The sequence below is a fragment of the Streptomyces sp. NPDC016845 genome (assembly GCF_044332585.1).
Taxonomy (GTDB): domain Bacteria; phylum Actinomycetota; class Actinomycetes; order Streptomycetales; family Streptomycetaceae; genus Streptomyces.
The window spans coordinates 55,736-70,087 of record NZ_JBIRPI010000016.1 but is presented as its reverse complement, the minus strand read 5'-3'; the positions used below and the strand labels follow the sequence as shown (position 1 = coordinate 70,087).

Genomic DNA, 14,352 nt, shown 5'->3' with positions numbered 1-14,352 from the left:
CGTGCGCGCGCGGGCACGGACGCCGGGTCTCGGGGACGCGGTCTAGAAGACGTGCATCCCGTACGCGTTGAGCGCCTCGACGACCGGCTGGAAGAACGTCGTGCCGCCGGAGGAGCAGTTGCCGCTGCCGCCGGAGGTCAGGCCGTAGGCGGTGGTGCCGCCGTACAGCGGGCCGCCGGAGTCGCCGGGCTCGGCGCAGACCGTGGTCTGGATGAGGCCGGAGACGACGTCGCCGCCGCCGTAGTTCACGGTGGCGTTCAGCGCGGTGACGCGGCCGCTGTGGATGCCGGTGGTGGAGCCGCGCCGGGTGACCGTGGTGCCCACGGAGGGCGTGGCCGCGCGGGTGATGTCCACGCTGCCGACGGCTCCGGACTTGGTCACCGAGGTGTTGGTGTACCGCACGAGGCCGTAGTCGTTGCCCGGGAAGCTCGACCCGGCGGTGGTGCCCAGGGTGGTGGTGTGGCCCGAGTTGGACCACCAGGTGCCTGCGCCGTCGGTGCAGTGCCCGGCCGTCAGGAAGTAGTCGGCACCGGCGCTGTTCTTGACGTTGAACCCGAGCGAGCAGCGCCAGCTACTCGCATAGATGGCGTCGCCGCCGGAGATCAGCTTGTTGAACGTACCGGGGGTGTGCTTGATCTGGATCGCCCCGGCGGCGGAGCCCGCCTCCTGCTTTATGCGGGCTATCTCGGCCTGCGAGACCGACTCGTCGACGGTGACGACGACCTGCTTGGTCTTGGCGTCGACGGCCCATGCCGTACCGGCGATGTCGGCGCTGCGCACCGCGTCGCTGGTCTGCGCCAGTTCGGCGGCGCTGAAGGTCTGGGGGGCTTCGGCGGCGTGCGCGCTGGGTGCGGCGAACGCTGCCGCGGCGAGGAAGCCGGTGCCCGCGGCGATCAGCCTGGTCCGTCTTGCCGTGCCACTGGGGGTGGTGCGCTTGATCCTCACTGCTCGTTCCTCCCGGGGGGAAGTCGGGGGCCGCGTGGGGTCGGGGCCCGTGAGGCGCGGCCAGGGACGGGCGTCCGGATTCCGAACACGCCGTGTTCCTGACAAGCGCTTGCCCGGGAGTATTCGGCGATTCAACTGATCGACTCAAGAGCGCCTTTCGGACGTGCGCGGCATCTCCGCATCCACGACGGCATGCCCCGACGGCTTCACTCGTACATCCCGTACGCCGCCGGGGCTCGCTCTCTACTGGGAGGACGGGCTGGACACCCGTCAGGTTCCACTGCCCTGGCCGGCCGCCACGGGATGGCCGGAAGTCGGCGCTCCGGATGCCGGGGGCAGACCCAGGTGCGAGCGGAGGGTCGTCCCCTCGTACGCCGTGCGGAACACCCCGCGCTCCTGGAGCCGCGGCACCACCTCGTCGACGAAGTCGTCGAGCCCGCCGGGCGTCAGATGCGGTACGAGGACGAACCCGTCGGCCGCGTCGCCCTGGACGAACCGGTCGAGGCCGGCGGCGACCGCGTCCGGCGTTCCGACGAAGGACTGCCTGCTGCTCGCCTCGATCACGGTCTGCCGGATGGAGAGACCCTTGGCGCGGGACAGCCCGCGCCACTTCTCGGCGAGGGCGAGCACGTCACCGCGGTGCGTACGCCCTGGGGAGAGGCCGGAGTCGACGACCGGGTCGATGTCGGGCAGCGGTCCGTCCGGGTCGTACGACGACAGGTCGACGCCCCACACCTGTTCCAGGGCGAGGATCGCGTTCTGCGGGGAGACTTGGCGGCGGCGGATCTCGGCGGCCTTCTCCTGCGCCTCGGCCGCGGTGTCGCCGAGCACGACCGTCACCCCGGACATGATCTTGAGGCCGTCCGGCTCGCGCCCGTACTTCGCGAGCCGCGCCTTCACGTCGGCGTAGAACGCCTGCCCGGCCTCCAGGCTGCCGTGGCGGGTGAGGACGACGTCGGCGGTGGACGCGGCGAACTCGCGGCCCTCGGCGGAGCCGCCCGCCTGGATGGAGACGGGGTGGCCCTGCGGCGGACGCGGGACGGAGAAGTCCCCCTCGACGGTGAAGTGCCGCCCCACGTGCCGGAACGGGCGCTCGGTGCCCGCGTCCCACAACGTCCGGGCCACGTCCACGAACTCGGCGGCACGCGTATAGCGGTCCGCGCGGTCGAGGTGGCCGCCGCGGCGGAAGTTCTCGCCGGTGAACGCGGAGGAGGAGGTCACCACGTTCCAGGCGGCCCGGCCGCCGCTGAGGTGGTCCAGGGTGGCGAAGCGGCGGGCGGTCTCGTACGGCTCGTTGAAGGTGGCGTCGACCGTGGCCGCGAGCCCGAGCCGGTCGGTGACGGCCGCGAGCGCGTTCAGGACGGTCAGCGACTCGGGCCTGCCGACCACGTCCAGGTCGTGGAGACGGCCCTGGTGCTCGCGCGGCCGCTCCCCCTCGGCCAGGAAGAAGAAGTCGAGAAGGCCGCGTTCGGCGGTGCGGGCCAGATGCTCGAAGGAGGCGAAGTCGATCTGCGGCCTCGGCCTCGGGTCGTCCCGGACGGTCGTGTTGTTGACGCCGGGGAAGTGGGCGGCGAGATGGATCTGCTTACGCGGCTCATCGGCCGGACGAGTCATGACGGGTCTCCCGCGAGGGCGGCGTACTGGCCGGCGGGCCGGGCGAGCCCCAGATGCTCCCGAAGCGTGCTGCCCGGATAGAAGGTGCGGAACAGGGCCCGGTGCTGGAGCAGCGGCACCGTCCCGTTGACCAGGCGCTCCAGGTCACGGCGCGGGTCGAGCGGCGTCAGGTGGAAACCGTCGGCGGCGCCCGCCCGGTGCCAGTCGGTGATGAGTTCGGCGAGGTCGACGGGCCCGCCGCGGTACAGCGGGCCCTCGCTGGTGGGCAGCGGGCCGCCGCCGTGGCCCGGCTGGGCCGCGTACTCGCCGTCGCCGAGGTCGATGCGCAGGGCGGCGAGGACGCGCAGGGCGCCGGGGTCGCGCCCGTGCTCGGCGGCGCGGCGGCGGAGCCCGTCGCGGGCGGCGGCGAGCCGGTCCGGCTCGGCGACGGCGACCAGGGCGACATCGGCGTGCCGGGCGGCGACGTCGTACGCGTACGGCTGGGTCGCGTCGATCACGACGACCGGGTTGCCCTGCGGCGGGCGCGGCACGAGGGACGGGCCGCGCACGGAGAACGTACGCCCCTCGAAGTCGACGTGGTGCAGTTTGTCGCGGTCGACGAACCGGCCGGTGGCGGCGTCCCTGATCTCGGCGCCGTCCTCCCGGCTGTCCCACAACTTGCGGGCCACCTCGACGACTTCGCCCGCCTCGTGCCACAGGTCGGCGGGGGCGGCGGCGGCCCGGCGCCCGAAGAGGCGCGCCTCGTGATCGCCGGTGGAGACGTCGGGCCGCCAGCCGGCCCGGCCGCGGCTGACCCAGTCGAGGGTGGCGACGGCGGCCTGGACGTGGAAGGGCTCGGTGTGGGTGGTGGTGACGGTCGGGACGAGGCCGATGCGGGAGGTGCGCGGGGCGATCCGGGACAGCACGGAGAGGCTGTCGGGGCCCGGCCCGTCGAAGCCGTCGTGGAGCGTGACGAAGTCGAGGGCGCCGTGCTCGGCGAGGCGGGCGAGCTGAAGATGCGGCTCGGCGTCGAAAGTGCCGGGCAGGTCGACGGCCGCGGCGAGGTGCAGCAGGCCCCGGCCCGGTTGGCTGGTCATGGCTGGTGGACCTTTCGGGAGCGGCGTTAGAGGAGGCGGGGGCTCACGGCTTGGGCAGGCCCCTGGGGTTGATCTCGGACTTCGGGACGGCCTCGCTCGACAGGCCCCACCGCTTCAGGACGCGCCCGTACGAGCCGTCGGCGATCACGTGGTCCAGGGCGGCCGCGTAGGCGTCGACGAGGCCGCTGCCCTTCTTCGTCGTCGCCGCGATCTTGCCCTGCACGAGGTCGCCGCCGCCCGAGATGGAGCCGATGATCTGCGACTGGCCGGCGGAGGCCACGTGGTAGGCGGCGGACGGGTTCGGGCCGAGGTAGGCGTCGATACGGCCGGACTGGAGCGCCAGGTAGTAGTCCGTGTCCTTCTGGAAGTACTTGATGGTGACGGGCTTCAACCCGGCCTTCTCGTCCTGCTTGCTCCAGTCGACGAGGATCTTCTCCTGGTTGGTGCCGGAGGAGACGGCGATGGTCCTGCCCGCGACGTCCTCGGGCCCCTTGACCCGCCAGTCCGTGCCCTTCTTCGCCTCGAAGGCGATGTTGTCGAGCCGGTACGTCGCGAAGTCGTACTTCTCCTTGCGCTCCTCGGTGACCGTCACGTTGGAGAACACGGCGTCGAACTTCCCGCTGTCGAGGCCGACGAAGAGGTTCTCCCAGCTCACCTGCTCCTGCTGGAGCCTGAGGCCGAGCGTGTCCGCGACGAGCGTGGCGATGTCGAGCTCGGAGCCGATCCGGGTCTTGTCGTCGGTGGCGAAGAAGCCGAGCGGTGGGGAGGCGTCGGCGCTGCCGCCGAGCCGCAGCGTGCCGCGCTCGCGGATCGCCTCGGGCACCAAGGCGGCGATCTTCTCGTCCTTCGTGCCCCGGACGCGGTGCTGGTCGGGGCCGATGTTGATGCTGCCGACCTTCTTGGTGCCGCCGCTGCCCGTGGTCGTGGCGGCGTCGCTGTCACCCCCGCAGGCGGCGAGCAGCGGGGCGACGGCGAGCGCGGCGACGGAGGCGGCGAGGGTGCGGCGGGAGAGCATGTGCGTACTCCTGAGTGATCTCGTTCGAGCGGGAAGAGTGGGGTTCAGAGGACCTTCGACAGGAACGACTTGGTGCGTGCCTCGCGTGGTGCGTCCAGTACGTCGCCGGGGGCGCCCTGCTCGACGACGCGGCCCTCGTCCATGAAGACGACGGTGTCGGCGACCTCGCGCGCGAAGCCGATCTCGTGCGTGACGACGATCATCGTGGTGCCCTGGTGGGCCAGGTCCTTGATGACGTCGAGGACCTCGCCGACCAGCTCCGGGTCGAGCGCGGAGGTCGGCTCGTCGAACAGGAGCAGCTTCGGCTCCAGGGCGAGGGCGCGGGCGATGGCGACGCGCTGCTGCTGGCCGCCGGAGAGCTGGCGGGGGTAGGCGTCGGCTTTGTCGGCGAGCCCGACCCGGCCGAGGAGGGCGCGCGCGGACTCGACGGCTTCGGCGCGGGGGCGCTTGAGCGCGGCGACGGGCGCCTCGGTGACGTTCTCCAGGACCGTGAGGTGCGGAAAGAGGTTGAAGTTCTGGAAGACGAAGCCGATGTGGGTGCGCTGCTTGAGGACCTCGCGTTCACGCAGCTCGTACAGCTTGTCGCCGGAGCGGCGGTAGCCGACGAGCGCGCCGTCGACGCTGATCCAGCCGCTGTCGACCTTCTCCAGGTGGTTGATGGTGCGAAGCAGCGTCGACTTGCCGGACCCCGAGGGGCCGAGCACGACGGTGACCTCACCGGCCCTCACCTCCAGGTCGATGCCGCGCAGCACTTCGAGCGGGCCGAAGCTCTTGCGGACGGCCTTGATGTCGACCATGGGGACCTGAACCTCGGGGACTGCGGCGCTCATCGGGTCGTGCCTTTCGCGAAGTGGCGCTCCACGTAGTGCTGGAGTACGGAGAGCGCGCTGGTCAGGAGGACATACCAGGCGGTGGCGACCATCAGGAGCGGCACGACGCGGCCGTTGCGGCCGTAGATGACCTGCACCTGGTAGAAGAGTTCGCCGATCGCCATGACGGAGACGATCGAGGTGCCCTTGAAGAGGGAGATGACCTCGTTGGCGGCGTTCGGCAGGATCGAGCGCATCGCCTGCGGCAGCACGATCCGGCGGATCTGGCGAAGGCGCGGGATGCCGAGCGCCGCCGCCGCCTCCAGCTGGCCGCTGTCGACGGCCAGTACGCCGCCGCGCACGATCTCCGCCGCGTACGCGGCCTGGTGCAGGGCCAGCCCGAGGACGGCGGCGCTCACCGCGCCGACCAGGCCCATCGTGTCGAAGGAGAAGAAGCCGGGCCCGAAGGGGATGCCGAACTGCAGCTCTTTGTAGAGGTAGGCCAGGTTGAACCAGAACAGGAGCTGGACGATGAGCGGGATCGAGCGGAACGCCCAGATGTAGCCGAACGCCACCGTCTTCAGGAACCGGCTGCGCGAGAGCCGCATGAAGGCGAGCACGATGCCGAGCGCGAAGCCGAGCGCCGTCCCGTAGAAGGTGAGTTGCAGGGTCGTCCAGACGGCCTTGAGGATGACGTCCGCGGTGAAGAACTCCGCGAAGACCTCCCACTCCCACCCGGCGTTGGTGACAAGGCCGTGCGCGAACTGGGCGAGCAGTACGGCGGTCGCGGCGATGGCGACCCAGCGCCAGGGGTGGCGGACGGGGACGACCTTGAGCTGGGAGTAGTCGGCGGGCGGCGGCGCCGCGGCCTTCTGCGGATGCTCGACAGGTGGGTCGCTGGTCAGAGACATAGGGGTACCTCGGGCGGTCAGGAGTGAAGGAGGAAGTGCGGGCCGCTCACGCTGCGGTGGTACGACAGGACAGGTCGCGCAGGAACGCGAGGATCGCGCGCGCGGTGGCGTCGTTCTGCCGGAAGGACGGGCTGTTGGTCCGCGGCCGGGTGAAACCTCCGGCGCCGCGCGCGTCGGTGTGCGGGCCCAGGGCGAACCGGCGCGGGTGGGCGCCGCCGTCGCGGTACAGGACGCGCCCGTCGTCCGGGTCGACGGCGAGCAGCCCGGCGGGGGTCGACAGGGCCCCGTCGGCGTGCAGCTCGCGCAGCAGCCGGTCGCGGGTGCGGGCCAGCGTCGGCTGCGGCAGGCGGGCCTCGACCAGGGCGCGGGCCTCCACGACATGGCCCGGCACGGTGGCACCGGTCGCCCGGAACACCCCGTCCTCGGCGCTGACCCGCATGTCGGCCCCGACGAACTTCACGATGCCCGCGCGGGACAGCGCCAGCAGTTGCCGAAGGCGGGGTCCGGGCGGCCCCGACGCCAGGTAGCTGAAGAAGCCGTGCCACCAGTCGCCGATGTCGCCGAGCCGCATGACCTGCCCGTACACGGAGAGCAGGCCGGTGAAGACGGCGAGGTCGGGGCTGTGCGCCGGGTCGTGGCGGCGGTCGAGGTCGGCGGTGACGTAGGCGCGCAGTCCGGCCTGGAGGTCGTCGTACGAGGTGTGCCGGACGCCGGCGAGGGGGTGGTCGAGGGCGTCGAGGTCGAGCCGGTCGGCGGGGTCGGGCACGGCGGAGGCGACGAGGGCGTGCAGTTCGGCGCCGAGCGGGGTCGCGGCGGCGTACTTCTCCTCGAAGTCGGTCCAGGCCATGGCGGTGCGCTCGGGGTGCGCGGTGAAGAGGCGGTGGTAGTGCGCGTAGCCGAGCTCCTTGTCGACGAGCGGCCACACGTCGGCGCGGAAGTCGAACCCGCCCGGCCGGGCGAGGAGTTCGTCGATCTGGGCGGGCCCGAGGAAGCGCGGCAGGGGCGGCCGTCCGCCGGTCGCCGCGTCCCAGTCGTAGCCGATCTTCGAGTGGTACGGGACGCCGCGCCGCGAGCCGACGTGCAGGACGGGCTCGCGGCCCGAGGGGATGTACCGGTCCCCTTCGTAGCGCCCGCCGCGCCCCTCGGTGAGGAGCACCATCAGGTCGACGAAGGCGAGCCCGAAGCCGCGCACGAGCACGTCCCGGCCCGGCGCGAGCGCGCTCAGGTCGGAGTCGGCGGTGAAGTCCGGCGGCAGGTGGACGAGGCCGTGCCGCAGCGCGTACGCGCGCAGCTCCCGTTGCTCCGCGTCCAGCTCGGCGTCGAGGTGGCCCTGGGTGAGGAGGACGGCGTCGCCGAGCAGCGGCCGGGCGCGGCCTTCCAGCCACACCTGCTGGCGTCCGTCGCGCGGCCCGTCGACGCGCAGGGCGCGCCGCGCGTGGTGGTGGACGACGACCCCCTCGGGCAGCGCGGCGACGGCCTTCTCGTACACCCAGCGCAGGTAGCGGCCCTGGCTGCGCCGGTCGGCGAAGACCCGGCCGTCGATACCGGCCCACTCGTGCAGCGCGGGGCCCGGCCGTACCGGCCCGTCGACCCGCACGGTGTCGTCGGTGAACATGGTGACGTCCTGGGCCTGCGAGTTCATCCAGAGCAGCGGCGACTGCTCACGCCGCCAGATGCGTCCGGCGCCCGGCGGGTAGGGGTCGACGAGGTGCACGTCGAGCCGCAGTTCCCCGCCGTCGTCCCGGGCGTTGGCGGCGACGCGCTCCAGGATGCCGGTCGCGCGGGGCCCCGCGCCCACGATCACCAGGGACTGCCGCGCCGCGCTCATCGGGTCGTCCCGCGCGCGTAGTGCCGCTCGATGTAGTACTGGCCGACGCCGAGCAGCGAGGTGACCACGATGTACCAGATGGTGGCGACGAGGAGCAGCGGGATGACCTGGTAGGTGCGGTGGTAGACGAGCTGCACCGAGTACAGGAGGTCCTGCACGGCGATGACGCTGACGATCGAGGTGCCCTTGAGGGTGCCGATCAGCATGTTGCCGGCCGGCGGCACGATGGAGCGCATGGCCTGCGGCAGCACGATCCGGCGCCAGCGCCGCGAGCGGCTGAGCCCGAGCGCCTGGGCGGCCTCGATCTGGCCGCGGTCGACGGAGAGGATGCCGCCGCGCACGACCTCGGCGGCGTACGCGGCCTCGTGCAGGGTGAGTCCGATGACGGCGACGGTGACGGGGGCGAACAGGTCGACGGTCTTCACGCCGAGGAGCGTCGGGTACAGGGCGCCGATGTTGAACCAGAACAGCAGCTGCACCAGGATCGGCATGGACCGGAACAGCCACACGTAGCCCCGACTCACAGCGCGCAGCACCGGGTTGGCGGAGAGCCGCATGATGGCGAGCAGGGTGCCGATCGCGAAACCGAGCGCCATGACGAGCGCGGTCAGCCACAGGGTGAGCCCGAGCCCGCGCAGGACGGACGACGAGGTGAAGTACTCCCCCACGACGTCCCACTGGAAGGCCTCGTTGCGCGTGACCGAGTTGACGGCGAGGCCGAGCAGGACGAGGACGAGGGCGGCGGCCGCCCACTGACCGGGACGGCGGCGCGGAACGATGCGCGGTGCGGCGGAGGCGGCGGCCGGCGGGGCCGAGGGCGGGACTTCGGCGAGGGTGTCCGATGACATGAGAAGGCTCCGTGGGGCCGGACATCCTGGATGGCCGGCCTGATCGTGCCTTCGACACCTGCGTGCGCACGGGAACGGCACCGGAGCCCCTCAGCGGCGGTACCGCCCCCGAGATTACGGGGCCGTTCACGCGCTCTGTCAAGGGTGTCCACAGTGTGAGCCGTACGTCTCAAGTGAGTTGACGCCGAAACGGATGCCTGTTCCACTTGGCGCATGCATCCGCAGCAGTGGCTGGTCACGCGCTCCCACATCGACTTCGGTCGAGTGTGGTCCGCGTCCTGTTGATGCCCTTCTGACGCCTTCTGTGCGCGTCGACTCTGCTCTTCCCTCCCCCGCGATCGCGCGCCGTCGTCCCCGTATGACCGCGTAAGCGCACGTCCGCGCGCCGGTACGCCCCTTCGCCATCGCGCCCCGCACACCCCTTGTCCACGCGTCCCGGTACGCGCGGTTTCGCGTACCTGCCCGCGCCTTCGCCCTGCTGCGCCCTCCCCTCCCCTCGCGTATCCGTCAGTTGCGTCGTCCTGTTGTGCCGTCACCGAAGGGCAGAACCCCACGCCATGCGCTCCACCTCCCTGACCTCCACGTTCGCGCTGATCACCGTCGCCGCCCTGGGTCTCACCGCCTGCGGCTCCGGCGACGGCGCCGCAGGCGGTGAGACCACCGCCGCCAAGAACGCCGAGATCCCCACGACGGATGTGGTCTCGGGCCTCGCGAGAGATCCGGCGGCGGCGGAACTGCTTCCTCCCGACGTCAGCGAGAGCGGCAGTCTGAAGATCGCCGTCACCGTCGGCGGCAACCCGCCCAACTCGACATATCTGCCCGACGGGAAGACGATCGTCGGCCAGGACGTCGACTTCGCGAACGCCGTGGCGAAGGTGCTCGGCATCGAGCTGGACCAGGAGGTCGCCGGCTTCGAGGCGATCCTGCCCGCCCTGGGCAGCGGCAAGTACGACCTCGGCACCGGCAACTTCGGCGTCACCGACGAGCGCCGCAAGACGATCGACTTCGTCACCTACATCAATGACGGCCAGGGCTTCGCCGTCCGCAAGGACAGCGGCCTGAAGAAAGTCACCGACCTCAAGCAGTTGTGCGGCCTGAACGTGGCGACGGGCGCGGGCACCACCTTCGAGGCGACGCTGGAGGAGAACAGGAAGGCGTGCTCGGCCGCGGGCGAGAAGCCGTACGACGTGAAGACGTACTCCGAGTCGAGCGCGGTCTGGTCCTCGCTCCAGCAGGGCCGCTCCGACGTGGTGATGAGCACGATCAACGGACTGCGCTACGCCGTGAAGCAGCAGGAGGGGCTGAAGTTCCTCAACGAGTTCCACCGCCTGGACGTCGGCTTCGCCTTCAAGAAGGGCACGCCATTGGCCCCGGCGTTCCAGGCGGCGGTGAACAAGCTGATCGCGAACGGCACCTACGCGAAGATCCTGAGGAAGTGGGGCACGGTCCCGTCCGGCATCGACACGTCCAGGATCTCCCCGCCGGAGATCAAGGACTGACCCCGGCCCGGCCGCCTCAGCCGCAGTCGCAGCACGAGCAGCACTCGCAACAGTCACAGCAGTCGCATGCGTCGCAGCAGTCGTCACAGTCCCGGCAGGCGCCCTCGCGCTTCTTGCGGGACCACGGGCCCTCGTACTCCTTCGCGCAGCACACCTTGCAGGTGCAGCACAGGCCGATGGCGACGGCGCATCCGGCGAGGAGTCCGCGCTTGCCGGGCTTGTGCGGTTCGTGCCCGCCCCCGCCTCCAAAACCGCCGAACCAGCCGGGGTCGCCAGGCCCGCCCGGCCCGCCGGGGTGGACCGGCTGCCCCGGCTGCCCGCCCCCGTAGGGGTTGTTCGAGGCGTACGGGCCCGGGCCGCCCGTCGGCGCGTAGGGGCCGCCCGGCGCCCCCGTCGGGACCCGGCCGTCCGGGGTGGAGCCCTGCTGGGGCGTGGAGGCCGTCGCGGCGTGCGCGCCATGCCCGGTGGCGCACGCCTCCGTCCCGAAGGCCCGGTCCACCGAGCGCTTCAGCTCGTGCGCGAGCAGCAGATGGGCCAGTTTCCCGTCGGCGAAGTCGACCTCGTGCAGCGTGCGGCGGATGCGGTGCACGGCGTCGTCGGCGAGCCTGCGCGCCTCGACGAGCCCGGTGCCGGTGGCGGTCAGCGGGTTCCACGCGCCGGCGGCGGCGTCGGCGGCGCGGTCCTCGACGGCGTCCAGGAGGTGCGCGAGCCGGCCGAACATGCGGCCCACCGCGGCGAGCGGCTCGGCGTTGTGCGGGCGGCCCGCGAGGTGGGCGGTGTGCGCGAACGCGGCGCCGGTCGCGGTCTCGGTCGGCTCGGTCACCTCCGGTACGGCGGTGCCGGGCCCCGCCAGGGACTCGATCCCGGCCTGCCGTTCGACGGCGTCCACGAGCACGGCCGTGTCGAACCCGATGGCGGACCCGCTGCGGGCCCCCGCCCTGCCCCAGCTGGCGGCGACCTTCTTCGCGGCGGCGGCGACGGGCTTGCGGGCGAACATGCCGTCCCGGTCCTCGACATGGTCGCGGACCTTCGCCGAGGCGAGGACGAGCGAGACGGCGGCGGCGAGCCGGGCGCCCTCGCCCTGGGCGACGGAGGCGGTGCGCATGCCGCGCAGGGGGCAGGGACCCGCCTGCCTGCGGCCGTCACCCACGGCCTCGGTCTGAGCCTCCGTCAGCACGGAGACGAGCAGACCATCATAGTTGGTGACGATCCGGGCGAACTGCCCGTGGTCGCGGCGCAGCGCCAGACAGAGCCCGCACAGGTGCGCCATCCACTGGGTCTTCAGCCCCTCACCGAGCCGATGGCTGCAAGGCCGGACAATTCCGAACAAGACGTCTCCCCCGTACGTCGGATGATGGCCCGTCAACAAGCGAGGACGCGGTGTCAACTCGCACGGACCGGGTACGTCCGATCGTACCGAGCGATCACGACACCCTTTCGTTCACCCGTACGCACCCAAGATCACCCGAACGCCGCGGAGGATCACATTTCATGCCCGGTCAGCACCTTTGACGCGCACGCCCCTTGAAAACCTTGGGACAACCCCGTGTTGACTGTGCACCAGTACCGTCACGAAAACCCCGCGCGGCGACTATCCACTTGGCGCGGCATCAGCATCATGGACGACCATAGGGATACAGAACGCAGAGGAACCGCTGTGAGAGGAGGCGTCCATGGGATCGGTGCGTAAGGCAAGTGCCTGGCTTGGCCTCGTCGACGACAACGATGACGAGCGTTACTACGACGACGACTACGACGAGGGGCCCGAGCCCGCCGCGAGCGCAGCCGCCTGGGTGACGGACCCGCGAGTGAAGGTCGCGTCGGAGGAGGCCCAGGAGGAGGGGCGCCGCATCGGCACCGTGACGCCGGACAGCTTCCGGGACGCCCGGCGGATCGGCGAGATGTTCCGGGAGGGCACTCCGGTCATCATGAACCTGACGGCGATGGAGCCGTCGGACGCCAAGCGCGTCGTCGATTTCGCGGCGGGTCTCATCTTCGGTCTGCGCGGCTCGATCGACCGCGTGGCCACCCGGGTCTTCCTCCTCACCCCGGCCGACACCCAGATCGTCTCGGGCCGTGAGTCCCGCACCCAGCCGGATGGTTTCTTCAACCAGAGCTGACAGCCCGGGCTGACAGCCGCAGCAGCAGAGCCGCCGGTCAGGCGACCGGCGCTTCCGCGCGGGGTGCGTGCTCCTCGGCCGCAGCGGTCTCACAGTCCATGCGGCGCGGGAGCCGGAGCGCCGCGCCCGCGCCCACGAGCAGCAGCACCGCACTGACGATCAGGGTCACGTGCAGTCCGTGCACGAACGAGCCGCGTGCCGCCTCACGCAGAGCGCTTCCCGCCCCGCCGCCGAGCCGCGCGGCGATCTGGTACGCCTCCCCCAGCGAATGCCCGGCCGCCCCGCTCGCCACCTCGGAAACGCCCTGTACGTGGGTGAGTCCGGGCGCGTACGCCGCGTTCATCACGGAACCGAGCAGCGCGATGCCCATGCCCGCGCCGAGCTGGTAGGAGGTCTCGCCGATGGCGGCGGCGCCACCCGCGTCGTCGGCCGGGGCCTCGGTGAGCATCGACTCGTAGGCGCCGAACAGCGTGGACTGGAAGCCGAAGCCGAGCAGTACGAACCCGGCGCCGAGCAGCCACGGCCGGTCCTGCTCGCCCATCAGGCAGAGCAGCAGCACCGCGCAGGCGGTGAGGGCGAAGCCGCAGCTGACCATGGTGCGCGGGCCGAACCGCCGCAGTATCCAGGAGCCGAGGACGCCCGCGACCATGGCCGCGAAGGTCAGCGGCAGCATCCGCAGGCCGGTCTCCAGCGGCGTCATCTCCAGGACGAGCTGCAGATACTGGACCGCGATCAGTTCGAGCCCGACCAGCGCCAGCATCGCGATGACTATGCAGCCCACAGAGGTGGAGAACGCGGCGCGGGAGAACAGCCGCATGTCGATCAGCGGGTGCTCGCGCCTGCGCTGGCGGCGGACGAAGAGGACCAGGAAGGCGACGCCCGCGAGGAACGGCAGGACGGCGCCCGCGTCGAGCAGGTCCCGGTCCATGCCGAGCTCCTTGATGCCGTACACGACACCGAGGACGCCGAGCGCGGCGAGCAGCGCGCCGAAGAGGTCCCAGGGTCCGTCCGCGCGGCCCTTGGACTCGGGGACGAGGACCCGGCACAGCGGCAGCATGACCGCCATCAGCGGGATGTTGATGAGGAAGACCGAGCCCCACCAGTAGTGCTCGACGAGGAAACCGCCGAGGACCGGACCGGTGGCGGCGCCGATCGCGGCGACCGCCGTCCACACGCCGATGGCCACGGCCCGCTCGCGCCGGTCGGGGAAGACGTCCCGCACGATCGACAGAGTCGCAGGCATGATCATCGCCCCGCCTATGCCGAGCAGGGCGCGGGCCAGTATCAGCACCTGCGCGCTGTCGGCGAGGACGGCGAGCGCGGAGGCCGCGCCGAACAGGCCGTAGCCGAGCAGCAGGATCCGTCTGCGGCCGACGCGGTCGCCGAGGGTGCCGAAGAGGATGAGGAGCGAGGCGCAGATCAGCGGATAGGCGTCGCCGATCCAGAGGAGCTCGACGGAGGTGGGCCGCAGGTCCTCGGTGACCGAGGGCAGGGCCACGTACAGGATGGTCGAGTCGAGGGCGACCAGGAGCAGGCTCGTGCACAGGACGACCAGGACGACCCAGCGGTTCGCGCGGCCTGCGAGAGCGGCGAGGTGATGGTGCAGCCGCCCGGCGGCCGTGCTCGTCCCGGACATGTGCGTACCTCCCAGTGATCCTCGTGTCCGGCGGATCCACGGGCCGGGGAT

General features: G+C 71.7%; 12 protein-coding genes. 2 read left to right on the top strand and 10 right to left on the bottom strand.

Features of this window, described 5'->3' with window-relative positions:
- Window positions 1-42 precede the first annotated feature (42 nt).
- The 8 genes from ACH4RC_RS29465 to ACH4RC_RS29430 form a co-directional block, all read right to left on the bottom strand.
- A complete protein-coding gene (locus ACH4RC_RS29465) occupies window positions 43-945 on the bottom strand; it encodes a S1 family peptidase (protein ID WP_398206282.1) in 903 nt (300 codons plus the stop codon).
- A 270-nt stretch (window positions 946-1,215) separates the two neighbouring features.
- Entirely contained in the window at window positions 1,216-2,559 is a 1,344-nt protein-coding gene (locus tag ACH4RC_RS29460; protein ID WP_398206280.1) for an NtaA/DmoA family FMN-dependent monooxygenase, read from the bottom strand.
- On the bottom strand, window positions 2,556-3,635 hold the full coding sequence (locus tag ACH4RC_RS29455; protein ID WP_398206278.1) for an LLM class flavin-dependent oxidoreductase: 1,080 nt from the start codon (window positions 3,633-3,635) through the stop codon (window positions 2,556-2,558). The genes ACH4RC_RS29460 and ACH4RC_RS29455 overlap by 4 nt, the downstream gene beginning before the upstream one ends.
- A gap of 43 nt (window positions 3,636-3,678) precedes the next feature.
- On the bottom strand, window positions 3,679-4,650 hold the full coding sequence (locus ACH4RC_RS29450; RefSeq protein ID WP_398206276.1) for an ABC transporter substrate-binding protein: 972 nt from the start codon (window positions 4,648-4,650) through the stop codon (window positions 3,679-3,681).
- 44 nt (window positions 4,651-4,694) lie between these two features.
- Window positions 4,695-5,480: an amino acid ABC transporter ATP-binding protein gene (locus ACH4RC_RS29445; RefSeq protein ID WP_398206275.1), complete on the bottom strand. Its 786-nt coding sequence runs from the start codon at window positions 5,478-5,480 to the stop codon at window positions 4,695-4,697.
- On the bottom strand, window positions 5,477-6,370 hold the full coding sequence (locus tag ACH4RC_RS29440; RefSeq protein WP_398206273.1) for an amino acid ABC transporter permease: 894 nt from the start codon (window positions 6,368-6,370) through the stop codon (window positions 5,477-5,479). The genes ACH4RC_RS29445 and ACH4RC_RS29440 overlap by 4 nt, the downstream gene beginning before the upstream one ends.
- A gap of 46 nt (window positions 6,371-6,416) precedes the next feature.
- Window positions 6,417-8,198, bottom strand: coding sequence for an FAD/NAD(P)-binding protein (locus tag ACH4RC_RS29435; protein ID WP_398206272.1), 1,782 nt, complete (start codon window positions 8,196-8,198; stop codon window positions 6,417-6,419).
- The gene (locus tag ACH4RC_RS29430) at window positions 8,195-9,046 is read right to left on the bottom strand and encodes an amino acid ABC transporter permease (protein ID WP_398206270.1); all 852 of its coding nucleotides are present in this window, start codon (window positions 9,044-9,046) and stop codon (window positions 8,195-8,197) included. Before ACH4RC_RS29430 ends, ACH4RC_RS29435 begins: the two co-directional genes overlap by 4 nt.
- Window positions 9,047-9,603: 557 nt before the next feature.
- Between ACH4RC_RS29430 and ACH4RC_RS29425 the strand changes: the two genes are divergently transcribed.
- Window positions 9,604-10,545 (top strand): transporter substrate-binding domain-containing protein, encoded by a 942-nt coding sequence (locus tag ACH4RC_RS29425; RefSeq protein WP_398206269.1) that lies wholly within the window; start codon window positions 9,604-9,606, stop codon window positions 10,543-10,545.
- A 16-nt stretch (window positions 10,546-10,561) separates the two neighbouring features.
- Here the strand turns inward: ACH4RC_RS29425 and ACH4RC_RS29420 are convergent, their stop codons facing one another.
- The gene (locus tag ACH4RC_RS29420; RefSeq protein WP_398206267.1) at window positions 10,562-11,875 is read right to left on the bottom strand and encodes a DUF5685 family protein; all 1,314 of its coding nucleotides are present in this window, start codon (window positions 11,873-11,875) and stop codon (window positions 10,562-10,564) included.
- Window positions 11,876-12,218: 343 nt separating this feature from the next.
- On the opposite strand from ACH4RC_RS29420, the gene ACH4RC_RS29415 reads away from it, so the two are divergent.
- The gene (locus ACH4RC_RS29415; RefSeq protein ID WP_398206266.1) at window positions 12,219-12,665 is read left to right on the top strand and encodes a cell division protein SepF; all 447 of its coding nucleotides are present in this window, start codon (window positions 12,219-12,221) and stop codon (window positions 12,663-12,665) included.
- Window positions 12,666-12,702: 37 nt separating this feature from the next.
- On the opposite strand, the gene ACH4RC_RS29410 is transcribed toward ACH4RC_RS29415, so the two are convergent.
- On the bottom strand, window positions 12,703-14,301 hold the full coding sequence (locus tag ACH4RC_RS29410; protein WP_398206265.1) for an MFS transporter: 1,599 nt from the start codon (window positions 14,299-14,301) through the stop codon (window positions 12,703-12,705).
- Between the last annotated feature and the right edge of the window lie 51 nt (window positions 14,302-14,352).